General features: G+C 72.6%; 22 protein-coding genes, 1 tRNA gene and 1 pseudogene. 12 read left to right on the top strand and 12 right to left on the bottom strand.

Annotated features, from left to right (window positions below; genetic code table 11):
- Genes HCU62_RS02400 through HCU62_RS02390 form a run of 3 tightly spaced genes read left to right on the top strand, consistent with a single transcriptional unit; the run spans position 1 to position 2456 of the window.
- Positions 1–480, top strand: coding sequence for a chemotaxis protein CheD (locus HCU62_RS02400; RefSeq protein WP_163299286.1), 480 nt, complete (start codon positions 1–3; stop codon positions 478–480).
- The gene (locus tag HCU62_RS02395) at positions 477–1331 is read left to right on the top strand and encodes an HDOD domain-containing protein (RefSeq protein WP_163299287.1); all 855 of its coding nucleotides are present in this window, start codon (positions 477–479) and stop codon (positions 1329–1331) included. Before HCU62_RS02400 ends, HCU62_RS02395 begins: the two co-directional genes overlap by 4 nt.
- A 36-nt stretch (positions 1332–1367) precedes the next feature.
- Positions 1368–2456, top strand: coding sequence for a protein-glutamate methylesterase/protein-glutamine glutaminase (locus tag HCU62_RS02390; protein ID WP_163299288.1), 1089 nt, complete (start codon positions 1368–1370; stop codon positions 2454–2456).
- Positions 2457–2554: 98 nt separating this feature from the next.
- Here HCU62_RS02390 and HCU62_RS02385 read toward each other — a convergent pair whose 3' ends face one another.
- From HCU62_RS02385 to mpl, 4 genes are all read right to left on the bottom strand, one after another.
- Positions 2555–3727 (bottom strand): hypothetical protein, encoded by a 1173-nt coding sequence (locus HCU62_RS02385; RefSeq protein ID WP_163299289.1) that lies wholly within the window; start codon positions 3725–3727, stop codon positions 2555–2557.
- Between the two features lie 240 nt (positions 3728–3967).
- Complete coding sequence (gene yajC, locus HCU62_RS02380; protein ID WP_163299290.1) at positions 3968–4312, bottom strand: preprotein translocase subunit YajC; 345 nt, start codon at positions 4310–4312, stop codon at positions 3968–3970.
- Entirely contained in the window at positions 4309–5421 is a 1113-nt protein-coding gene (gene tgt / locus HCU62_RS02375; protein ID WP_163299291.1) for a tRNA guanosine(34) transglycosylase Tgt, read from the bottom strand. The genes yajC and tgt overlap by 4 nt, the downstream gene beginning before the upstream one ends.
- Positions 5418–6884, bottom strand: coding sequence for a UDP-N-acetylmuramate:L-alanyl-gamma-D-glutamyl-meso-diaminopimelate ligase (mpl, locus tag HCU62_RS02370; RefSeq protein ID WP_163299292.1), 1467 nt, complete (start codon positions 6882–6884; stop codon positions 5418–5420). The genes tgt and mpl overlap by 4 nt, the downstream gene beginning before the upstream one ends.
- Before the next feature lie 158 nt (positions 6885–7042).
- On the opposite strand from mpl, the gene HCU62_RS02365 reads away from it, so the two are divergent.
- A complete protein-coding gene (locus tag HCU62_RS02365) occupies positions 7043–9202 on the top strand; it encodes a peptidase U32 family protein (protein ID WP_169755393.1) in 2160 nt (719 codons plus the stop codon).
- On the opposite strand, the gene HCU62_RS02360 is transcribed toward HCU62_RS02365, so the two are convergent.
- Positions 9199–10584, bottom strand: coding sequence for a sigma-54-dependent transcriptional regulator (locus tag HCU62_RS02360; protein ID WP_163299410.1), 1386 nt, complete (start codon positions 10582–10584; stop codon positions 9199–9201). The two genes, HCU62_RS02365 and HCU62_RS02360, sit on opposite strands and share 4 nt — an antisense overlap.
- Before the next feature lie 8 nt (positions 10585–10592).
- Entirely contained in the window at positions 10593–11600 is a 1008-nt protein-coding gene (locus tag HCU62_RS02355; protein ID WP_163299411.1) for a two-component system sensor histidine kinase NtrB, read from the bottom strand.
- Between the two features lie 128 nt (positions 11601–11728).
- Between HCU62_RS02355 and HCU62_RS02350 the strand changes: the two genes are divergently transcribed.
- A complete protein-coding gene (locus HCU62_RS02350) occupies positions 11729–12160 on the top strand; it encodes a hypothetical protein (protein WP_163299412.1) in 432 nt (143 codons plus the stop codon).
- Between the two features lie 9 nt (positions 12161–12169).
- Here the strand turns inward: HCU62_RS02350 and hisA are convergent, their stop codons facing one another.
- Entirely contained in the window at positions 12170–12946 is a 777-nt protein-coding gene (hisA, locus tag HCU62_RS02345) for a phosphoribosylformimino-5-aminoimidazole carboxamide ribotide isomerase (protein WP_163299413.1), read from the bottom strand.
- A gap of 29 nt (positions 12947–12975) precedes the next feature.
- On the opposite strand from hisA, the gene HCU62_RS02340 reads away from it, so the two are divergent.
- Positions 12976–14559 (top strand): NAD(P)H-hydrate dehydratase, encoded by a 1584-nt coding sequence (locus HCU62_RS02340; protein ID WP_169755392.1) that lies wholly within the window; start codon positions 12976–12978, stop codon positions 14557–14559.
- Here HCU62_RS02340 and HCU62_RS02335 read toward each other — a convergent pair.
- A complete protein-coding gene (locus HCU62_RS02335) occupies positions 14535–15995 on the bottom strand; it encodes a cobyrinic acid a,c-diamide synthase CobB (RefSeq protein ID WP_163298422.1) in 1461 nt (486 codons plus the stop codon). The genes HCU62_RS02340 and HCU62_RS02335 overlap by 25 nt on opposite strands.
- 84 nt (positions 15996–16079) lie before the next feature.
- Here HCU62_RS02335 and HCU62_RS02330 point away from each other — a divergent pair, with 84 nt between their 5' ends.
- Positions 16080–17195: an MBL fold metallo-hydrolase gene (locus HCU62_RS02330; protein ID WP_169755391.1), complete on the top strand. Its 1116-nt coding sequence runs from the start codon at positions 16080–16082 to the stop codon at positions 17193–17195.
- Positions 17192–17566, top strand: coding sequence for a rhodanese-like domain-containing protein (locus HCU62_RS02325; protein ID WP_169755390.1), 375 nt, complete (start codon positions 17192–17194; stop codon positions 17564–17566). Before HCU62_RS02330 ends, HCU62_RS02325 begins: the two co-directional genes overlap by 4 nt.
- Here the strand turns inward: HCU62_RS02325 and HCU62_RS02320 are convergent.
- A complete protein-coding gene (locus tag HCU62_RS02320; RefSeq protein WP_169755389.1) occupies positions 17556–17915 on the bottom strand; it encodes an MTH938/NDUFAF3 family protein in 360 nt (119 codons plus the stop codon). The genes HCU62_RS02325 and HCU62_RS02320 overlap by 11 nt on opposite strands.
- A 129-nt stretch (positions 17916–18044) precedes the next feature.
- On the opposite strand from HCU62_RS02320, the gene HCU62_RS02315 reads away from it, so the two are divergent.
- The 4 genes and pseudogenes from HCU62_RS02315 (at position 18045) to HCU62_RS02300 (ending at position 19918) form a co-directional block, all read left to right on the top strand.
- Positions 18045–18121, top strand: a tRNA-Pro gene (locus HCU62_RS02315).
- Positions 18122–18203: 82 nt separating this feature from the next.
- Positions 18204–18782, top strand: a pseudogene (locus tag HCU62_RS02310) (IMP cyclohydrolase); the annotation flags it as partial.
- Between the two features lie 39 nt (positions 18783–18821).
- Positions 18822–19526 (top strand): type I 3-dehydroquinate dehydratase, encoded by a 705-nt coding sequence (gene aroD / locus HCU62_RS02305; RefSeq protein ID WP_163298417.1) that lies wholly within the window; start codon positions 18822–18824, stop codon positions 19524–19526.
- A gap of 104 nt (positions 19527–19630) precedes the next feature.
- Complete coding sequence (locus tag HCU62_RS02300; RefSeq protein WP_163298416.1) at positions 19631–19918, top strand: integration host factor subunit alpha; 288 nt, start codon at positions 19631–19633, stop codon at positions 19916–19918.
- A 35-nt stretch (positions 19919–19953) separates the two neighbouring features.
- On the opposite strand, the gene fliW is transcribed toward HCU62_RS02300, so the two are convergent.
- The 3 genes from fliW to flgL all read right to left on the bottom strand — a co-directional run bounded on the left by fliW (position 19954) and on the right by flgL (position 21691).
- The gene (gene fliW, locus HCU62_RS02295) at positions 19954–20445 is read right to left on the bottom strand and encodes a flagellar assembly protein FliW (RefSeq protein WP_163298415.1); all 492 of its coding nucleotides are present in this window, start codon (positions 20443–20445) and stop codon (positions 19954–19956) included.
- Positions 20446–20480: 35 nt separating this feature from the next.
- Positions 20481–20720: a carbon storage regulator CsrA gene (gene csrA / locus HCU62_RS02290; protein WP_163298414.1), complete on the bottom strand. Its 240-nt coding sequence runs from the start codon at positions 20718–20720 to the stop codon at positions 20481–20483.
- Between the two features lie 74 nt (positions 20721–20794).
- Positions 20795–21691, bottom strand: a complete 897-nt coding sequence (flgL, locus tag HCU62_RS02285) for a flagellar hook-associated protein FlgL (protein WP_163298413.1) — start codon at positions 21689–21691, stop codon at positions 20795–20797.
- Positions 21692–21720 lie beyond the last annotated feature (29 nt).

The raw sequence follows: 21720 nt of genomic DNA, 5'->3' as shown, positions 1-21720 counted from the left end.
ATGCGGATCGTCGTGGACATCGCCGACATGCGGCTGAGCCAGGACCCGGGGGCCACGCTGGTGACCTATTCCCTCGGCTCCTGCATCGCAGTGGCCATCCACGACCCGGTGGCCCGGGTGGGCGGCCTCCTCCACTACATGCTGCCCTCCTCCAAGCTCAACTGGGAACGGGCCCAGGAAAACCCCTGCATGTTCGCCGACACGGGCATCCCCCTCCTCTTCCGAAAGGCCTACGCCATGGGGGCCAAGAAGGAGAACATCGTGGTCAAGGTGGCCGGGGGCGGCAACATCATGGACACCGAGGACTTCTTCGCCATCGGGAGCCGCAACTACCTCGTCCTGGAGAAGATCTTTCGCCAGAACGGCATCACCATCGCCGCCGAACACGTGGGCGGACGCTTCAACCGCACCGTCTACCTCCACGTCGGGACCGGCCGCCTGGTCGTCAAGATCTCCGGCGGCAAGGAGATCGAGCTATGAACCCGAAGAAGATCGACGAGATCTACGCCGCCGTCGACCGGCTGCCGCCCTTCCCGGAGATCGCCCACCGGGTGATGCTCCTCATGGACGATCCCAAGGCCACCGTGCAGGACATGGTCGAGATCGTGAAGTACGACCAGGGCATCACCACCAACATCCTCCGGGTCTGCAACTCCGCCGCCTTCGGCCTGCCCCGGAAGGTGGAGTCCCTCTCCACGGCCATCTCCCTCCTGGGCCAGCGCCAGCTGGTGGACATCATCATGGCCAACTGCGGGGAACGGCTCCTGTCGGAATCCGTCCCGGGCTACGACCTGAAGAGCCGGGAGCTCTGGTGGCACTCCGTCACCACCGCCACGGCCTCGAAGCTCATCGCCCGCCGCTGCCGGGAGGCCTTCCCTCCCCACCTCTTCACCACCGCCCTCCTCCACGACATCGGCAAGATCGTGCTCCACACCTACGTCAGGGACGACTTCGAGCGGATCACCGCCCTGGTGAAGGAACGGGGCGTCCCCTTCTACGTGGCCGAAGCCGAGGTGCTCGGGGCGGACCACGCCCGGATCGGCGCCGAGATCCTCTCGCGATGGAACTTTCCCGCCGAGATCGTGGAAGGCGTCCGGATCCACCACCAGCCCGAGGCCTGCCGGGAAAACCACCTCGGGGCGGTGGTGGCCCTGAGCGACCTCCTGTCCGTGGTCATGGGCATCGGGGCGGGCGTCGACGGGCTCACCTACGAGGGAGGCTCGGAGCTCCTGGAGATATGCGGCCTGGAGGCCGGGGAGATGGACCTCCTCCTCGCCGAGCTCTGGGACGAGCTCAGGCGGACGGAGGACATGCTCGGCGTCCATCCCTGAGACGCCGGCGGGAAGCCCCGCCGCGCCGGAGCGCCCGTGAAAAAGATCCGCGTGCTCATAGTGGACGACTCCGCCGTGGTGCGGAAGGTCTTCCGGGAGGAGCTCTCCAAGGAACCCGACATCGAGGTGGTGGGCACGGCACCGGATCCCTACGTGGCCCGGAACAAGATCGTCGAACTCCGGCCCGACGTGGTGACCCTCGACATCGAGATGCCGCGGATGGACGGCATCACCTTCCTCGGAAAGCTCATGGCCCACTGGCCGCTGCCCGTCATCATCGTGAGCTCGCTCACCCCCTCGGGCAGCCGCCTGGCACTCGAAGCCCTGGGCAAGGGGGCCGTGGAGGTCATGGCCAAGCCGGACGGCTCCTTCTCGGTGGGCGACATGAGCCGGCAGCTGGCGGAGAAGATCCGGGCCGCGCACCTCGTGGACGTCGCGCGGCGGCCGCGCTCCGGCCCGGTGGGCGGGACGGCCTCCGCCCCCTCCCCCCTCACCCACACATCTCGCAAGGTCATCGCCATGGGGGCCAGTACCGGGGGCACGGAGGCCCTCACGTCCATCCTCTCCCGCCTCCCCCCGGACGTCCCGGGCATCCTCGTGGTCCAGCACATGCCGCCCGGGTTCACCGCCTCCTTCGCCGAACGGCTCGACGAGCTGTCCCCCATGGAAGTCCGGGAGGCGCGGGACGGCGAGGCGCTGCTGCCGGGCATGGCGCGCATCGCGCCGGGCAACCGGCATCTCGTCCTCATCCGCAGCGGCGACCGCTACCTCACCACGGTGAAGGACGGGCCCCTGGTCAACCACCAGCGGCCCTCGGTGGACGTGCTGTTTAAGTCGGTGGCCCGGGCCGCGGGCCCCAACGCCGTGGGTGTCATCCTCACCGGCATGGGCGGCGACGGGGCCAAGGGGCTGCTGGAGATGCGCCGGGCCGGCGCCGCCACCCTGGCCCAGGACGAGGCGAGTTCCGTCATCTACGGCATGCCGCGGGAGGCCCTGAAGGCGGGGGGGGTGGAACGCGTGGTCCCGCTGGAGGAGATGCCACGGGTCATCCTGGCCGCCCTCGAACGGCCGGCGCGGGCGGCCGCCGCGGAGGCCCCGACGGAGGATCCGCCGGCCGAGGGCTGAGGACGCCGCGGGGGCGGAAGACCCCGGTCCACGAGAAGGGGCCCCCGGCATGCGGCCGGGGGCCCCTCTCGGTTCCCGTCGTTACGGAAAGGGGAGTCCTACTCGTCCGTCATCTCCACGCCCTTCCAGGACTCCACCGCGGGCTCCGGCGGCGGGGCCACCTCGGGCACCTCCTCGGGCTCCACCATGGGCATGGTGGGAAGCGTCTCCATGGCGGCCGGCTTCATGGCCATCTTGGGAGTCTTGGCCAGGGCGGCGGCCAGGTCGTCCGCCAGCGTGGCGGCCGCCTCCTCCACGGCCCGGTCGACCTGGGCCCGGTCGGCGGGATCGGCCCAGGCGGAGCGCGGGATGACCTGCTTCTCCACCCGGTTCGCCCAGACCACGCGGCCGGTCCGGACGTCCTGGAGCGCGAGGCTCAGCTGCACGACCCCCTTGGGGATCTTGCCGCCCTTGGCGGCCAAATACGCCACGGAGGCGCCGGTGCCGCCCCAAAAGGCGGCGTTCTTGCCGTGGTGGTCGTTGTTGCCGGCCCCGGGGACGTCCGCGTAGGGCGTCTCCACCGAGGAGGCGCCCCCCGCCACCGCCCCGGCGATGGCACCCACCGCCATCTGCTGCCAGAGATCGTAGTCCTCGGACTCGGCCACGCCGAAGAGGGTGGTGGAACTGAGGTCGAAGGTGAAGGGCAGGAGCCCCCGCTTGAGCGGATCGAAGGAGTGCCCCTCGCGCACCTCGTACTCGACGATGCGGCCGCGGAGGACGTAGTCGGCCCCGAATCGCTGGCCGATGTCCTGGATGGTCTCGCGGTCGAGACCCACCTTGGCCATCTCCAGGCGGCCCGACTCGTTGCCGGCGGCGTTCAGGGCGATCTGCTTGCGGATCTCTTCCTTCATCTCGGGAGACCAGCCCTTGTTGAGCTCCCGGGCGATCACCCGGTTGGCCGAGGCATGGGTGGCGGACTCGAGGACCCGGATGACGCCGAGATCCACGAGGTACTGCACCACGTCCTCGGGCACGGGCGAGAGGATGCCGTGGCGGGCCAGCCGGTGGGCGATGGCATCGTGGACCTTGACCTGGCGCCGCATGGAGTCGTCCAGGGTGATCCCTTCCGCATAGTCGGCCAGCGGGAGCAGCACCACGTGGTGCGTGGGCTCCACGGTCAGGTCGTTCCCCGTCCGGATGTGCGTGACACTCTCGCTGACCGACTGCCCGCAGGCGGCCAGGGCCAGGCACAGCCAGACGCCCGTCAAGATGCCGAAGGATTTTCTCGTCATGAATGGCCTCCCCGCTACATGGGCACGCACATCACGTGCTGGTGCCGTACTCAATCATTCTCATCGGTTCGCATGGCCGGTTCATTAAGTCTCTTTTAGACCAAGGCCGGCAATCCCGGCAAGGGCATCGTCCGTCCCGACAACATGCAAAATGCGTGCACCAAAGCGCCGCGCCCTGCCGCCGCCACGAAAAACGGCGGGGGAGGCCCCCGCCGTCGATGCCGGCCCACTCCGGCGCCGCTATTCCTTCTCCGGCGCGGCACGCCCGGGCGCCGGGCCGGCGATGTGGCCCCGCGCCACCTTCACCCGGACGCCGTCGGCCACCTCGAGGGTCACCACCTGGTCGGTGAGCCCCGTCACCCGGCCGATGAGCCCGCCGGCGGTGACCACCTCGCGGCCCCGCTCCAGCTCGTCCAGGAACTTGCGGTGTTCCTGGGCCTTCTTCTGCTGGGGGCGGATCAGGAGAAAGTAGAAGATGACGAAGATGAGGATGAACGGCATCAGGGAGACCAGCGGGTTCGGCGCGCCCGCGGCGCCCCCGGCCGGCTGCCCCCCCATGGCGAATGCGATGCCCAGTGCGGTCATGGTGTTCCCTCCCTCCTCTGGTAGAAGTCCCTCCGGAAGGCCTCGAAGGCGTCCCGCTCGATGGCCTCACGCATCCGCCGCATCAGCTCCAGGAAGTAGTGCAGGTTGTGGATGGTGTTGAGGCGATAGGCCAAGAGTTCCCGCGCGACGAAGAGGTGCCGGAGATAGGCCCGGGAAAAATGCCGGCAGGTGTAGCAGGTACAGGCCGGGTCCACGGGGCCCGGATCCTCCTTGTAACGCGCGTTCTTTATAACAATGCGGCCGAACGAAGTAAAGAGCTGGCCGTTTCGGGCGTTCCGGGTGGGCAGCACGCAGTCGAAGAGGTCCACCCCCCGGGCCACGCACTCCACGAGGTCTTCCGGGGTCCCCACGCCCATAGCGTAGACGGGGCGGTCCGCCGGGAGGCAGGGCCGTGCGGTCTCCACCATCTCGAGCATGAGCGCCTTGGGCTCGCCGACGCTGAGCCCCCCCAGGGCGTAGCCGTCGAAGCCCAGGGCGGCCAGTTCCTCCGCGCTCCGCCGCCGCCACACGGGGTCCATGCCGCCCTGCACGATGCCGAAGAGCCTGAGCTCCGGGCGGCGGCGCGCGGCGAGGCACCGGGCCGCCCACCGGGTGGTGAGCCCGGAGGCACGGGCCACCTCCGCCTCCCCGGCGGGATACGGGATGCAGGTGTCGAGGCACATCATGACGTCGCTGCCCAGGGCCTCCTGGACCTCCACGGCCAGCTCCGGCGTCAGCCGGTGCAGCGACCCGTCGACGTGGGAGCGGAAGACCGCCCCCTCCTCCTCGATGCGCGCGAGGGCGGCCAGGCTGTAGACCTGGAACCCGCCGCTGTCGGTGAGAATGGGCCCGTCCCAGCCCATGAACCGGTGGAGCCCTCCCAGGCGGCGGATCCGCTCGTGACCGGGCCGCAGGTAGAGGTGGTAGGTGTTGCCGAGGAGGATCCGGGCCCCGAGGCCGTGGAGGTCCTCCGGCGTCAACGACTTGACGGTCGCCTGCGTGCCCACGGGCATGAAGGCCGGGGTGGGGACCTCGCCGTGGACCGTGTGGAGGCGGCCGGCGCGGGCGGCGCACTCCGAGCTCCGGGCCGTCTCCTCGAAGACCCTCATTCGGCCCCGCCGGCGAGGCGCCGGAGGAGCCGCTCGTGGAGGCCCTCGAAGGCGCCGTTGGAGAGGACGGCCACCACGTCGCCGGGGCGACAGGCGGCGACGAGGTCGTCGGCGATGGCGCCGGCGTCCGGGAACCACCCGGCGGCCACGCCGCGGGTCTCGAGATCCGCCACCAGGCGCCGCGAGGAGAAGCGTTCCGCCGCCGGGACCTTCTCCGGGTCGGGCACCTCCCGGACCCAGACCCGGTCCGCCGCGTCGAAGGCCCGGGCGTAGGCCTCCTGGAAGACCTTGCGCCGGCTGGTGTTGGTCCGGGGTTCGAAGGCCACGAGGAGCCGCCGCCCCGGGTAGGCCGCACGGAGGGCCTCGAGGGTGACGCGGACGGCGGTGGGGTGGTGGGCGAAGTCGTCGATGACGGTGACGCCGCCGGCCTCCCCCCGGACCTCCTGGCGGCGGCGCACCCCCCGGCAGGCCGCCAGCCCCCGGGCCGCGCCCTCCGGTTCGACCCCGAGCCCGTCGCAGAGCGCGGCCACGGCCAGGGCGTTCAGGGCGTTGTGGGCCCCGGGGAGGGCCAGGGTGAAGGCCCGCCGCCGCCCGCCGGGCGCCACGGCCTGGAAGGCGGTGCCGTCGGGGCCGACCTCCACCGACTCGAGCCGCCAGTCGGCCCCGGGCCCGGTCCCGTAGGTGACCACTGGGGCGGCGGCCCCGGCGGCCACCTCGAGGACGTCGGGCCAGTCGCTGCAGGCCACCAGGAGCCCGTCCGGCGGCAGGAGCGCCACCAGGCCCCGGAAGGCCGCCTTGACGGCCGCCAGGTCCGGGTAGATGTCGGCATGGTCGAACTCCAGGCTGGTGAGGATCACCGCCTGCGGCCGATAGTGCAAGAACTTCGGCCCCTTGTCGAAGAAGGCGGTGTCGTACTCGTCGCCTTCCAGGACGAACCACGGCGGGGCGCCCGGGTGGAAACCCCGCCCGTGGGACCGGACCACCCCGCCGATCAGGAAACCGGGGTCGTAGCCCGCCCCGGCCAGGGCACCCACGAGGAGACTCGCCGTGGTGGTCTTCCCGTGGGTGCCGGCGACCACCAGGGAGGCCCGGTCCTCCAGGCAGAGCCGGGCCACGGCCTCGGGCAGGGAGAGGTAGGGGAGGCCGGCCTCGATGACGGCCCGGGCTTCGGGGTTGTCGCGCCGCACCACGTTGCCGATGACCACGAGGTCCGGTGCCGGCTCGAGGTTGCCCGGGTCGTAGCCCTGGGCCACGGGGATCCCGAGTTCCCGGAGGAGGTCGCTCATGGGCGGGTAGACGTTGGCGTCGGAGCCCCGGACCACGTAGCCCCGGGCCTTGAAGAGCCCGGCGAGGGCGGCCATCCCCGTGCCGCAGATCCCGACGAGATGCACCACCGCCCCCGGGGGCGGTATCCCCGGCACCCGCCGCGCCCCGCCGTCGTGGCCCGATTCCCGGCTCGTCATGACACCTCGCCCCTTGCAGATGATCTCGGCGGGCCGGGGACAAGGCCGCCCCCTCCCCGGCCGCTCGCCCGCCGCTCCGCCGCCATGATAAACGGTTCCCCGCCCCTCCGCACCCGCCCGCCTCCCTGGCTGGGGGCGGCCGTGGTACATTCGGGGCGATGGCCGCGCCCACCCCGGAAAGACCCGCGTCCCGCCCGCACGCCTCCGTAGCGTCTCGTCCGGAACTCCTGGCGCCGGCGGGCACCCTCGAGGCCTTCCACGCCGCCCTGGCCGAGGGCGCCGACGCGGTCTACGTGGGGCTCAAGACCCTGAACGCCCGGGCGCTGGCCGCCAACTTCACGCCGGCCCAGGTGGAGCGGCTGGCGGACACCGCCCACGGCCTCGGCCGCCGGCTCTTCGTGGCGCTCAACGCCCTCGTCCGCGAAGACGAGGTGCCGGAATTGATCCGGTCCCTGGCGGCCCTCGAGGCGGCGGGCGTCGACGCCGTCATCCTCCAGGACCTCGGGGCCTGGCATCTCGCCCGGCGCCACTTCCCCGGCCTCCGACTCCACGCCAGCACCCTGATGGCCGTCCACAACGGGCCCGGCGTCCGCCAGGCCCATGCCATGGGGTTCGCCCGGGTGGTCCTCGCCCGGGAGATGACCCTCGACGAGATCCGGGCCGCCGCCCGGGCGGCCCCGGTGGAGACCGAGGTCTTCGTGCACGGGGCCCTCTGCTTCAGCTACTCCGGCCTCTGCCGCTTCAGCAGCGCCTTCGGCGGCCGTTCCAGCACCCGGGGCCGGTGCGTCCAGCCCTGCCGGCGCCGGTACCGGTGGGGGGAGAAGACCGGGACCTTCTTCTCCATGAAGGACCTCTGCGCCCTGGATGCCCTGGACGAGATCCGGGCCGCGGGCGTCCGTTCCCTCAAGATCGAGGGGCGGCTCCGCCCGGCCCACTACGTGGCCTCCGTGGTGCGGGCCTACCGCCTGGCCCTGGACGCGCCGCCCGGGGACGCGGCCGCCCGGGCGGAGGCCCGGCGGCTCCTGGAGGACGCCCTGGGGCGCCCCGGGACCCCCGCCTACCTCCGTTCCCCCCACCCCGAGACCGCCCTCGCGCCGGAGCGGACCGCCAACACCGGCCGCTTCCTCGGGGAGGTCCGGCGGGTGGCGGGCGGCCGGCTCCTCGTCGCAACGCGCCGGGCGCCGCGGCCCGGGGACCGGCTCCGGGTCGTGGCCCGGCGGGGCGAGCACCAGGCCGCCTTCGTCTGCCGGGCCGTCGCCGCCGGGAAGGCCGGGACGGTATGGATCGAGGGCCTGGCAGCGGCCGAAGGCCGCAAAACCCCGCCCGCCGGTCCTTTCGGCCCCGGGGACCGGGTCTTCAAGGTGGACGAGGGGGCCTCCGCCCTCCTGGCCGGCCACCGCCCCCTCCCCGCCCCGCGCGACCGGCGGGGACGCGGCCGGCGCCGGAAGGCGGCCCGGGAACGGGCCGAAACGGCCCTGGCCGACTACCGGTCGGCGGCGGCCGGCGCCGCGGGGCGTCCCCGCGGCCCGGCCCGGCCCGAGCTGTGGGCCGCCGTCCGGGACCCGGCCGCATGGCGCGAGATCCAGGGGCTCCGCCCGGACCGCCTCGTGGTGGAGATCAACCGCCGGACCCTGGCGGCCTTCCTCCGGCATCCGCCGTTCCCGGCCCGGACCGGCCGGCTCCTGTGGGCCCTGCCGCCGGTGCTCCACGAGGAACGGCTCGCCTTCCACCGCTCGGCGCTCCGGCGGATCCTCGCCGCCGGGTTTGCCGGGTTCGTGGCGGCGAACCTCTCCCACCCCGCCTTGATCCGGGAGGCCGCCGGCGAAGCCGGGAGCCGCCGGGTCGAGATCCACGGCGGCGCCGGGCTCAACATCCTGAACTCGCTCGCCGTTCGGGCCGCCGGGGAACTCGGCCTCGCCTCCGTGCAGCTGTCGGTGGAGTCGGACCGGGACAACCTCGAGGCGCTCCTGGCGGCGGGGCCGCCGCTCCCGGCCGGGCTCACGGTCTACGGCTATCTCCCCCTCTTCACCACCCGGATGCGGCACCCGGCCTTCCGGCCGGGGACGCCGGTGGTGAGCCCGAAGGGGGAACGCCTCCACTGGACGGCCGACGCGGCGGCGGGCCACCTCCTCCCGGCCCGCCCCTTCTCCCTGCTGGACAAGGAGAAGGAGCTGCGCCGGCTCGCCCTCTCGGCCTGGGTCCTGGACTTCACCCACCGCCCGCCCCGGCGGCGCGGGCCGGGACGCCTCCGATCCCGGCGCGACCTCGACCGGCTGGAACGGGGCTGGGACTGGAACTTTTCGGGCCGGCTCCGCTAGCCGGCATCCTCCAGGCCCCAGCGGCGGAGCTTCTGGCGCAGGGTCTTTCGGTCGATGCCCAGGAGCCGCGCCGCCTCGGACCGGTTCCCCTCGGCCCGGCGGAGGACCGACAAGACGTGGCGGCGCTCCACCTCGTCGAGGGGGAGGGGCCGTCCCGCCTCCCCCGGGACGGGAGAGGCCGCCTCCGGCCCCGCCGTCTCGCCGGCCGCCTCCAGGAGTCCGGCCGCCTGGAGGTCGTCCGCGCCGATGGTCCCCCCCCGGGCGAAGATCACGAGCCGCTCCACGGCGTTCTCCAACTCCCGGACGTTGCCCGGCCAGTGGTAGGCCTCGATCCACCGCATGGCGTCCCCGGCCAGCCGGAGCCCGGGCCGCTGGTACTTGCGCCCGTAGCGCTCGAGGAAGTGCCGCACGAGGAGCGGGATGTCCTCGCGCCGTTCTCGGAGCGGCGGCGTCTCGAGCGCCACCACGTTGAGCCGGAAGTAGAGGTCCTCCCGGAAGGCGCCCGCGGCCACGGCCCGCCGGAGATCCTGGTTGGTGGCCGCGATGATCCGGACGTCCACCTTGGTGAGCCGGTGGCTTCCCACCCGGGAGATGACCTTCTCCTCCACGGCCTTGAGGAGCTTGGCCTGGAGGTCGAGGTCGATGTTGGCGATCTCGTCCAGGAAGAGCGTCCCGCCGTTGGCCAGCTCGAACTTGCCCATCTTGTTGGCGGAGGCGCCGGTGAAGGCGCCCTTGACGTGGCCGAAGAGCTCGCTCTCGAAGAGGGACGAGACCAGGGTGGAACAGTCCACGGCCACCAGGGGGCGGTCGCGCCGGGGGCTCGCCTCGTGGATGTAGCGGGCGAGCAGCCCCTTTCCCGTCCCGGACTCTCCGGTGACGAGGACGGTGCTGTCCGTGGCCGCCACGCGCTCCGCCTGCTCGAGGAGGCGCCGGAGCGCGGGGCTCCGGCCCACGATCTCGGGGGCACCCTCCTGGCGCCGGAGTTCCTCCTTGAGGTAGAGGTTCTCCAGCGCCAGGCGCCGGGCCTGCAGGGTCCGGTCCACCACCAGGCGGAGCTCTTCGGGCTCGAAGGGCTTCGAGAGGAAGTCGTTGGCTCCGAGCCGCATGGCCTCCACGGCGTTCTCCATGGTGCCGTAGGCGGTGATCATGACCACGGGGACCGCCGGGTCCTGCTCCCGGATCCGGCGGAGGAGGTCCAGGCCGTTGATATCGGGCATCTTGAGGTCGAGGAGGATGAGGTCGAAGGCGTAGCGCCCGAGGAGATCCAGGGCCTCCCGCCCGGTGGCGGCCTCGGAGATCTCGTGCCCCGCCCGGCCGAGCACCTGGGCCGAGCCGTCGCGGATGGCGGCGTCGTCGTCCACGATGAGGATGCGGGCGTCCATGGCCCCTCCTAGGCCCCCCCGCCGCGAAGCGGCAGGAAGACGTCGAACCGGGCGCCCCCCTCCGGACGGTTGCGGACCTCGATCCGGCCGCCGTGGCGCTGGACGATCCCGTGGGTGATGGAAAGCCCGAGCCCGGTTCCCTTCCCGAGCCGCTTGGTGGTGAAGAACGGCTCGAAGATCTTCGGAAGGAGGTCCTCCGGGATGCCGGGACCGTCGTCCTCCACAACGAACCGGACACCGTCCGGGTCGCGTGCCGGGGCCGTCTCGAGCCGAAGCACGCCCCCCCCGTCCATGGCCTCCGCCGCGTTGATGATGAGGTTCAGGACCACCTGCTCCACCTGCCCCCGGTCGCCCATGATGTGGGGGACCTCCGGGTCCAGGCGTTGCGCCACGCGAATCCGCTGGAAGATCTTGTGGTCCCGGACGAGTCCCAGCATGTCCCGGACCACGTGGTTGACGTCCACCGGGGCGTAGGGCCCGGCGTCGGAACGGCCGAAGTTCAAGAGCCCCTTGGCGATGATCCGGCACCGGGTGGCCAGCTTCAGGATCTTGTCGAGGTTGCCGCGGGCGGGGCTCTCCGGCGGCAGGTCCTCCCGGATGAGCTTCCCGTAGAGGAGGATGCCCCCCAGGGGGTTGTTGATCTCGTGGGCGATCTCCCCGGCCAGCTTTCCCATGGCGGTCAGGCGCTCGGCCTGGAGGAGGCGCCCCTCCCACGACCGGCGGGCCGTGACGTCCCGAAGGAGGCTCTGGAAGAGGAGACCGCCACCCACCTCGCAGGGCAGGCAGGTCATCTCCACCTCGATCCGGCTCCCGTCCCGGCGCCGCCCCATGTGCTCGCGCAGGCCGAGCCGGCGGTAGCCCGCCGGCCAGGGCGAGAAGAAGTCGCCCATGGGGCGTCCCACCACGTCCTCCGCCCGGGCGAACCCGAAGAGCCGGGCGAAGGCCTCGTTGGCATAGAGACAGGTCTCGCCGTCGTGGATGGCCCCCGCCTGCGGGATCTGCTCCCAGATTTCCACCAGGATTTCGGGGACTTTTTGGGTCACGGCCGCCACGCAGATGAGCTTACCGGCCCGGCCCCCGGGCGTCAACGCGGGCCCCCGGCGGCCGTCTTGCCCCGGGGGACCGCCGCGGGTATCCTCCCGCCATGGAGCCGGAGCCGCGCATCACGTGCCCCCACCCCACGCCCGGCGGCCGCGTCCCGGTCCGCTTCCCCGCCTGGGTCACGTGGGCGGCCTTCGGCGTGGGCCTCACCGGCGCCATCTCCCTCCGGCTCATCCTCGTCGCCAAGGCCTACGACCCCGACCTCATCCGCCTCTTTTGGTACATCGGGGTCTGCGGCAACATGCTCTTCTTCCTCTTCCGCTCCTACATCACCCAGCGCCGGCGGCGGGTCATCCTCTCCCTCGACCTCCCGGCCAAGCTCCAGGACGAAGCCCGCCTGTGCCCGGAAGACTACGAGGCCCTCCGATACCTGGTGGCGAGCCTCATGGCCTCGAAGGAACGCTGGAACTACTTCGTCATCTCGGCCTTCTCCCTGGCGGCCATCGCCTGGGACCTCTGGTGGCACGCCCGGTGAGGCGCCGCCTCAGCCGCCCGCCGCCTCCCGCCGGTTGAAGGCCACGGCGTCGGCGTAGCGCACCCCGCTGCCGCCGTAGATGTCGAGGGCGCTGCCGATGGTGAGATCGACCCGCCCCCGGCCGGCCTCCTTCACCCGGTGGAGGTCCTCCAGGGAGGAGGCCCCGCCGGCGTAGGTGGCGGGGATGGGGCTGAAGTCCGCCAGGCGGCGGACGAGCTCCAGGTCCACGCCCCGGCATTTTCCCTCCACGTCGGCGGCGTGCACGAGGAACTCGGCGCAGAACCCCGCCAGGTAACCGAGGCTGTCGGGGGAGATGGCCACCTCGGTAAAACGCTGCCAGCGGTCGGTGACGATGATGTAGTCGTTCCCCCGCCGGCGGCAGCTCAGGTCCAGCACCAGGCGCTCCCGGCCCACGGCCGAGACCAAGGCCTCGAGGCGGTCTGCCCGGATCCGCCCGTCCTGGAAGACGAAGGAGGTCACGATCACCGCCGCCGCCCCGGCCTCCAGCCAGCCGGCGGCGTTGGCGGCGGTGATGCCGCCGCCCACCTGGAGGCCGCCGGGCCAGGCCGCAAGGGCATCCCGGGCGGCGGCCTCGTTCCCCGGCCCCAGCATGATGACGTGGCCGCCGGTGAGGCCGTCACGGCGGAAGAGCGCCGCGTAGTAGGACGGCGGCCGGTCGGAGACGAAGTTCTCCCGCAGCCCCGCGGGGTCGTCGTCCCGGAGGGTGGAACCGACGATCTGCTTGACACGGCCGCCGTGGAGATCAATACATGGACGAAAGCGCATCTTCCCCCCGAAGATCACAGGAGAACGACATGTTACTCGCCGCCGCCGCCGAGATGCAAGCGCTCGACCGGGCCGCCATGGAGGAATTCGGCATCCCCGGCGTGGTACTCATGGAGAACGCCGGCCGCGGCGTGGCCGGACTCGTCCTGGAGGCCTTCCCCTCCGAGGCCGCCGGCGGCGTCCTGGTGCTCTCGGGGCCCGGCAACAACGGGGGCGACGGTTTCGTGATCGCCCGCCACCTCCACCAGGCGGGGGTTCCCGTCCGGGTGGCCGCCCTGGCCCCGGCGGAGAAGTTCCGAAACGAGGCGGGCGTCAACCTCGAGATCGTCCGCCGGAGCGGGATCCCCCTCGAGTTCTGCCCCACGGAAGCGGACGTCCCCGGCCTGGCCGGCCGCTGCCGGTCGGCCGGCCTCCTGGTGGACGCCGTCTTCGGGACGGGGCTGGCGCGGGAAGTCACGGGCCGCTTCGCGGAGATCATCCGCACGATGAACGACGCCGGCCGCCCGGTGGTCTCGGTGGACGTCCCCTCGGGGCTCTCCGCCGACACCGGCCGGCCGCTCGGAATCGCCGTGGCCGCCCGGATGACGGCCACCATGGCGCTACCGAAACTCGGGCTCGTGGTCTGGCCGGGGCGGGAGCTGGCCGGCGAGCTCCGGGTGGTGGACATCGGGTTGCCGCCGGCCGCCCTCCGCCGCCACCCGCCCGCCCAGGAACTGCTCGACGAGGCCGCAGCCCGGGAGCTGGTCCGGCCCCGGCCGCCCGACGGCCACAAGGGCACCTTCGGGCACCTCCTGGTCCTGGCCGGCGCCCCCGGCAAGACAGGGGCCGCGGCGCTGGCGGCCATCGGTGCCCTCCGCTCCGGCCCCGGCCTCGTCACCGTGGGGACCCCGGCCGGGTGCCAGCCGGTGCTCGCCGCGAAGCTCACCGAGGCCATGACGGCGGGCCTGGCCGAGACGGCGGATGGGACCCTGGCCGCGGCCGCCTGGAACGGCATCCGGGCGCTCCTCGAGGGCAAGCGGGCCCTGGCCGTGGGACCGGGCCTCGGCCTCGACGAGGAGGTGCAAGAGCTGGTGCGGCGCCTGGCGGCCGAGGCGCCCTGCCCGGCGGTCCTCGACGCCGACGCCCTGACCGCCCTCGGCACCGAGGCCCCGCGCATCCTCGCCGCCGCCCCCGCCCCCCGCCTCCTCACCCCTCATCCCGGGGAGATGGCCCGCCTGACGGGCCTTTCCACCGCCGAGATCCAGTCGGACCGGCTCGGGGCGGCCCGGGAACTGGCCCGCGCCACCGGCGCCGTGGTGGTCCTCAAGGGCGCGGCCACGGTGATCACCGAGCCGGGCGGGCGCGCCGCCGTCAACGGCAGCGGCAACCCGGGCATGGGCGCCGGGGGCATGGGGGACATCCTCACCGGGATCCTCGGCGGGCTGCTCGCCCAGGGCTACGCCCCCTGGGACGCCGCCCGGCTCGGGGTCTACGCCCACGGCCGGGCCGCCGACCTGCTGGCCCGGCAGGCGGGCCCCCACGGCTACCTCGCCCGGGAGGTGGCCGACTGGCTGCCCCGGCTGTGGAAGGCCTGGACGCCCCGATCCGTTCAGCCCACCGTTTCGGCCGCGTAGGCCCGGCAGGCCGCGACCCAGCTCGCCGCCGCCCCGGGGCACCCCGCCAGGTGCAGGTGGACGTAGCTGGCCACCGTCCGCTCCACGTGAAAGTGCGCCGTCTCCACCAAGCGCCCCGCCGCGTCCCACACCCGGAAGGGCCGCCGCGCGGCCGGCGGCGTCCCTTCCCCCCCGGCGGGCACCAGGCGGGAGTAGTGGAACTCGTGGCCCCGGAGCCGGGTCCCGGCGGGGCCGAGCAGGCAGTCCACGGCGAGTTCCACCTCCCGGTACCCCAGGGCCCGCCGCCGCGGAGTCATCTCCACGGCGTAGGGCAGAGCCCCCACCCAGGGGACGAGCCCGCCGGGGGCGGCCGGGTCCAGGAGGCCCCGGCAGAGGTAGAGGAGCCCTCCGCACTCGGCGTAGACGGGCATCCCCGCCTCGACGGCCCGGCGGACCGCCCCGAGGAGCGGACGGTTTTCGGCCAGCGCCGGGCCGTGGAGCTCGGGGTAGCCGCCCCCGAGGTAGAGCCCCGACGTCCCCGCCGGGAGGTCCGTGTCCCGGAGGGGGGAGAAGAAGGCGAGTTCCGCCCCGGCCGCCTCGAGAAGGTCCAGGTTGGCCCGGTAGTAGAAGCAGAAGGCCCGGTCCATGGCCACGGCCACCACCGGCCGCGGTTCCCCGCCGGGGCGGGCTGGGGCGCCCGGCGGGCCTTGGCGGCGGGCGGCCCCGCCGCGCCCTTCCGGGCACCCGAGGACCCGCAAGAGCTCCTCCATCCGGCCGCCGCCCTCCATCCAGCCGGCCAGGGCGGCCTGCACCCCGGGGCCGAGGTCCAGCTCCGCCGCGGTCACCAGGCCGAGGTGCCGGGAGGGCATCCGGAGCTCCTCGCGCCGGGGAAGCCACCCCACCCACGGAAGATCCAGGGGGGCCAGCGCCTCGAGGAGGATCCCGGCATGCCGGGACCCGCCGACCCGGTTCAGGAGGACCCCGGCCAGGCGGAGCTCCGGGTCGAAGTCACGGAAGCCCCGGACCAGGGCCGCCACGCTCCGCGCCGCACGGGCGGCGTCCACCACCAGGAGCACCGGGAGGCCGAGCCACTTGGCGATCTCTGCGGTGGAGCCGGCCTCGCCGTCGGCCCGGGCCCCGTCGAAGAGCCCCATGACCCCTTCCACCACGGCCACGTCGGCCCGCTCCATGCCCCGGGCGAAGATGCCGAGGACCTCGTCCCGGGCGGACATCCAGCCGTCGAGGTTCCGGGACGGGCGGCCGCACACCGCCGCGTGGAGACCCGGATCGATGAAATCCGGCCCCACCTTGAAAGGGGCCACCTCGAGGCCGCGCCGCCGGAGGGCGGCCATCAGGGCGAGGGTGACCGTGGTCTTCCCGCACCCGCTGTGGGGCCCGGCCACCACGACCCCCGGAGCGGCGGCGTGACGGGGGAAGGGACGTCCTTGCTGTTTCATGACCCGGGACCTATCTTTAATGATGCCGGTCGGGCAGGCCGATGATCATGACATCGGGCGGCCCGCCGGCGGCCCTGCGTCCCCATGAGAAACCACATCGGAAAGATCCGGAGGTCACACCGGCCCTTCGGCCTGAAGCCCCCGCCCCGGCTCCTGGACCGGGTCACACCCCTTCTCCGGATGACCCAGGGCCACCATCGGGCCGCCGCGGCCGTGGAGATGCCCGAGGTCCTGGACCTCGAGACCCTGGTGCTGCGCCGGCTCCACCACGCGCCCGGGGGGTTCTGCAACCCGTGGCTGAGCCGGCGGTTCCAACCCGCCGACATCCTGAAACGATGGGAAGGAAACCGGCCCCGGCGGCCGGCGGGGGCCCCGGCGGCGGTGCCCCTTTCGCCGGAGGCGGCCGCCGCCCTCCCGCCTCCGGCGGTCACCTTCCTCGGCCACAGCACCCTGTGGTTCCGGATGGGTGCCGCCGACATCATAACGGATCCCGTCCTGGGGAACATCTTTCCCGTCCTGCCCCGGCTCCAGGCCCCGCCCTGCCCGCCGGAGGCCCTGCCGCCCATGGACGTGGTCCTCCTGAGTCATGCCCACCGCGATCACCTGGACCTGCCAACGCTGCGGCGGCTTCGGGGACGCTACACCATCGTGGCCCCCCTGGGGTTCCGCCCCTTCCTCCGGCACTGGCACCGCCGCGGCCGCCTGCTGGAACTCGACTGGTTCGAGTCCGTGACCATCAAGGGCGTCCGTCTGACCTGCCTGCCGGCCCAGCACTGGTCCCGGCGGCGCCTGCGCGACACCAACCGCTCGCTCTGGGCCAGCTGGCTCCTGGAAGCCGCCGGGTGCCGGGCCTTCTTCGCCGGAGATTCCGGCTACTTCCATGGGTTCCACGAGATCGGCCGCAAGTTCGGCCCCGTGGACCTCGCCTGCCTGCCGGCGGGCGCCTACGAACCCCGCTGGTTCCTCCAGCCCGTCCACATGAGCCCGGAAGAGGCCGTCCAGGCCGGCCTGGACCTCCGCGCCGGGCGGATCCTCCCCATCCACTGGGGGACCTTTCCCCTGGGCGACGACCCGCCGGGGGCCCTCCCGGACCGCTTCCGCCAGGCCTGCCGCCGGCTGGGACTTGCCGAGGCGGCGACGCCGGTGCTCCGTCCCGGCGAGACCCTTCGCCTGGGAGACGCCGCCGGGGGCCGGCCGTGACGACCGCGGCCGCCGTCGCCCTGGTGGCGGCCCTCACGGTGGGCTGGGACCTCGGCTGGTGGGCGGCCGGCGTCCGTCCCCTCTCCCCCCGCCAAGTGGAACGCCTGGAGGGCGCCTGGCTCGTAGACGTTCGGACGCCGGGGGAGTTCGCCTGGCGCCACGTCCCCGGGGCGGAGAACCTTCCCGGCGGCCGCGGCCTCACGGCGGCGGCCGCCGCCCACCCCAAGGACCGGCCCGTGGTGGTGATCTGCTTCTCGGGACACCGCTCGCCCTTCGCCGCCCTTCGGCTTCGAAGGGCGGGTTTCCAGCGGGTCTACAACCTCACGGGCGGCATGGCCGGGTACCTGGCATGGAAGGCCCTCAGCAGGTGAGGTGGATGGCGAGAGCCACCCGCTCCGCCCCCATCTCGCGGCAGAGCTCGTTGAACCGTTCCACGGCCCTGGCAGAGGGCAGGGCCTCGAGGCGGATCTCCCGGGCCGCCAGGGCCTCTTCCAGGCTGGGGTCCGGGCGCATGAGCCCCGAGGCGCCCGTCCCGAGGACCAGGACCGCCGGCCGGGCCTCGATGACGTCGACCAGGTCCGCCTCCCCCACGGCGTGCCCCCGGTCCCGCCACCAGCCCTCGCGGACCCGTCCCCGGACGATCTTGAGGTCCCGCCGGAAGGGACGCCCGTCGACCTCCACCTCGCCGAACCGGTAATTGCCCACGCGTACTTCGTCCATGTCCCGTGCCTCCAGCGATCGGTGATCTGCGCCTCACCGTCCAGGTTGCCACCGCCGGCCGCCCCTGGAAAGCCCCCCGGCGGCCTCGGTTGACAAGGAGGGGGCCTCCGTATATAGAGAATTCCGTGTCGGGACGTGGCTCAGTCTGGTAGAGCACAGCGTTCGGGACGCTGGGGTCGGAGGTTCAAATCCTCTCGTCCCGACCACCCCCTTTCCTTGTGATTCCCCCCGGGGCCCGGCGCCCCGGCGCGGGTCCGTTCCCGTTCCCCAAGGACCAAGGAGCACGACATGGCCAAGATCGAAAGGGCCCTCATCAGCGTGACGGACAAGACGGGCGTGGTGGAACTGGCCCGCGATCTCCACGGCATGGGCGTGGAGATCATCTCCACCGGCGGCACCGCCCGGGCCATCCGGGAAGGCGGCGTCCCGGTCCGGGACGTCTCCGAGATCACCGGGTTCCCGGAGATGATGGACGGCCGCGTCAAGACCCTGCACCCGAAGGTCCACGGCGGCATCCTCGCCCTCCGCGACAACCCCGTCCACGCGGCCCAGATGGCCGAGCACGGGATCCGGCCCCTGGACCTCATCGTGGTGAACCTCTACGCCTTCGAAAAGACCGTGGCGCGGGAAGGCGTCACCCTGGCCGACGCCATCGAGAACATCGACATCGGCGGCCCCACCATGCTCCGGTCCTCCGCCAAGAACTTCCGCTTCGTCACCGTAGTGGTGGACCCGGCGGACTACGGCAAGGTGCTCGACGAGATGCGGGCCAACGGCGGGGCCACCACGCTGCGGACCCGCTTCGAACTGGCGCGGAAGGTCTTCGCCACCACCTGCCGCTACGACGAGGCCATCACGCGCTACCTCTCGGGTATCGACCCGGTCTCGGACCCCTATTTCGCGTAGATGATCTGCGTGGCCCTGGCGGAGCGGTCCGTCCGCGACCTCCTGGAGGCCGCGGACCGGGCGGCGGCCGGAGGCGCCGACCTGGTCGAGGTCCGCCTGGACGCCCTCGGGGCCCCCGGCCCGGCCGACGTGGAGACCCTCCTCGGAGCCGCCCCCCTGCCCCTGGTCTTCACCAACCGCCACCCCGGCGAGGGCGGCGCATTCCGCGGCCCCGAAGAGGCCCGCGTGGCCCCGCTCATCGCCGCGGCCCGGTCCGGGGCCGCCTACGTGGACATCGAGCTGCGGACCGAGGCCGGACTCCGCCGGCGGCTCCGCGAGGCCGCCACGTCCGGCGGCGCCCGCCTCATCGTCTCGCACCACGACTTCGCCGCCACGCCCCCGCCGGAGACCCTCCGCGACATCCTGGCCCGGCAGCACGCCGCCGGCGCCGACGTGGCCAAGCTGGTCACCACCGCCCGCTCCCCGGAGGAGGCCCGGCGCCTCCTCTTCCTCTACCCGGAGGCCGAGACCCGGGACCTGCCGCTCGTCGCCTTCGCCATGGGGCCGTTCGGGCGGACAACCCGCCTCGCCTGCCTCGCCCTGGGCGCCCCCTTCACCTACGCCACCCTCGAGGCGGGCCGGGAGACCGCCCCCGGCCAGGTCCCCCTGGCGGAGCTCCGGGACATCCTGGACCGGCTCCAGGCCCCGCAAAACACGCGCCGGTAGGGACCGCGCGCCCCATCTCGTTATCCTCTTGACTTGACGGAACTTTTTCTTTAGGTTCTTTTCAGTTGATCGCTGCGCCCCGAGAAAGGCAGGCAACCGTCCACATGACCCTCACAAAAGCCGAACTGGTCAACCGCATCTACGGGAAGAACCTCCTCAGCAAGGCGGAGGCCGTCCGTGCCGTGGAGGCGACCCTCGAGCTCATCAAGAGCACCCTCGAAAACGGTGAAGACGTCTTGATCAGCGGCTTCGGGAAGTTCGTGGTCAAGGACAAGAAGGCCCGCCGGGGCCGCAACCCCCAGACCGGCGAGGACCTCATCCTCGCCCCCCGCCGGGTGGTGACCTTCCGCCCCTCCGGCGTCCTCCGGAAGAAGATCAACGGCCGGGGCTGACCCCGGCCGCCGGGAGACACCCGGACTGCGCGCTTCTAGCCGGCGCCGGCGGCCTTGTGCCCTTCGCCGGCGGCCGCCGGTTCCCCGGGTGACGGGGCCGCGTCCGGGATGAGGGGGTGCTGGAGGGGATAGCGGTTGGGATCGAGCACCAGCTGCCGCCCCAGGCGCCGCTCCACGTTGATCACCAGGGGCCCCAGGAGGTTCGCCGTCATGGCCCGAGGGTTCCCCGCCGGGATGGTCACCAGCACCAGGACATCCACCTGCTCCCGCCGCTCGATCTCGAGCTCCCGTTCCACCGCGTCGGGGATATCGAAGCTGTAGTCGGGGGCAAAGAGGAACGGGCTGATCACCACGAAGGCCAGCTCCGGCCGGTCCACGCTCTGGAGCCAGAAGAAGGACGACCCCTCCCGGTGCGGCAGCAGGACGTAGCGCCGCTCGTCCGGAAAGCCCAGGATCCCCTGGGTCATGCGGATCATCTTCTCTTCCTTGATCTCGATGCGTCCAAAACGGGTGGTTGCGATTTCCATGGCGTTCCTTCCGGGGCCGGCCGCCGTCGAGACGGCTATTTCCTATTCCGCCGCCCGGCGAGCAGGGCCTCCAGGTCGCCGAGCTCGGGCCCGACGGCCGCCGCCCTCAGGTTCTCCTCCTGGATCCTCCGGAAGACCTCCTCCCGGTGCACCGCCAGCTCGGGCGGGGCCTTGACGCCGATCCGGACCTGGCGGCCCTTGATCTCCACCACCGATATCTCGATGTCATCTCCGATGGTGATCTTCTCTCCCGCCTTCCTGGTCAGGATCAGCATGGTGCCCTCCCTGGCGCCGGGCTGCGATGGATGCGTCGATCGACGGAACGTACACCGGGGCCGCTCCCATTCTATCAGATGTAGTTGACGAGGCTCAGCCCCGTCACCTTGGCGGCCGAGGCCAGGGCGGCCTGGTAGCTGGTCTGAAGGGCCTGGAGGTCGGCCACGGCCTTGACGATGTCGGTGTCCTCGATGTCCGAGAGCCGCTCCGTGTCGGTGAAGGTGAGCTCGTCGATCATGGCCGCCCGGTTGTCCAGGGTGTTGGTCCGGGCGCCGAGGCCCGCCACCTGGGACCGCAGGTAGTCGAGGCTCTTTTCGAGGTCAGCGAGGGCGATCTCGATGTTGGCGTTGCTGTCGGCCAAGAGACTGTCGTGGAGGAGGTCCAGGGCCTCGAAGGCACCGCTGTCGGCCAGGGCGGTCTTGCCGTCGGTGTTGATCTTCTGGGCCACCCCCGGGGCCACGTCCACGGCCACGTCCCCCTGGTCGCCCAGGTAGCGGACGGCGCCGTCGCGGTCGAGGACGAAGGGGGCCTCCCCCGGCCCGTATCCCCGGGTCTTCTGCCCGCCGAAGATGTAGCGGTCTCCCATCTTGGTGTTGCCGAGGGCCACCACCTCCTCGAGGAGGGTCTGGACCTCCTCGGCGATGGCGGCCCGGCTGGTGGCGTCCTGGGTGTCGTTGGCGCCCTGGACGGCCAGGGACTTGGCACGCAGCAGCCGGTCTTCCACCTGGGAGAGGGCCGACTCCGTGGCCGCCGCCCAGCCCCGGCCGTAGGAGATGTTGCGCGAGTACTGCTCCCCGTCGGCGATGTCGCCCCGGAGGGCCAGGGCGTGGGTCAGGGCCACCGGGGCGTCCGAGGGCCGCCGGTAGATCTTCCCGGAGGTGATGGTGGAGCTGGTCCGCGCGATCCGGTCCGTGAGGCGGCCGAGATCCGTCCGGATCTGGTCGAAGAGGGTGTTCATGGTCACGCGCATCGGGGGTCCTCCATCAACGTATCGGCGCC

This window comes from Dissulfurirhabdus thermomarina (assembly GCF_012979235.1).
Lineage (GTDB): Bacteria > Desulfobacterota > Dissulfuribacteria > Dissulfuribacterales > Dissulfurirhabdaceae > Dissulfurirhabdus > Dissulfurirhabdus thermomarina.
The sequence above is the reverse complement of the archived record's forward strand: the minus strand, read 5'-3'. Positions and strand labels throughout refer to the sequence as shown.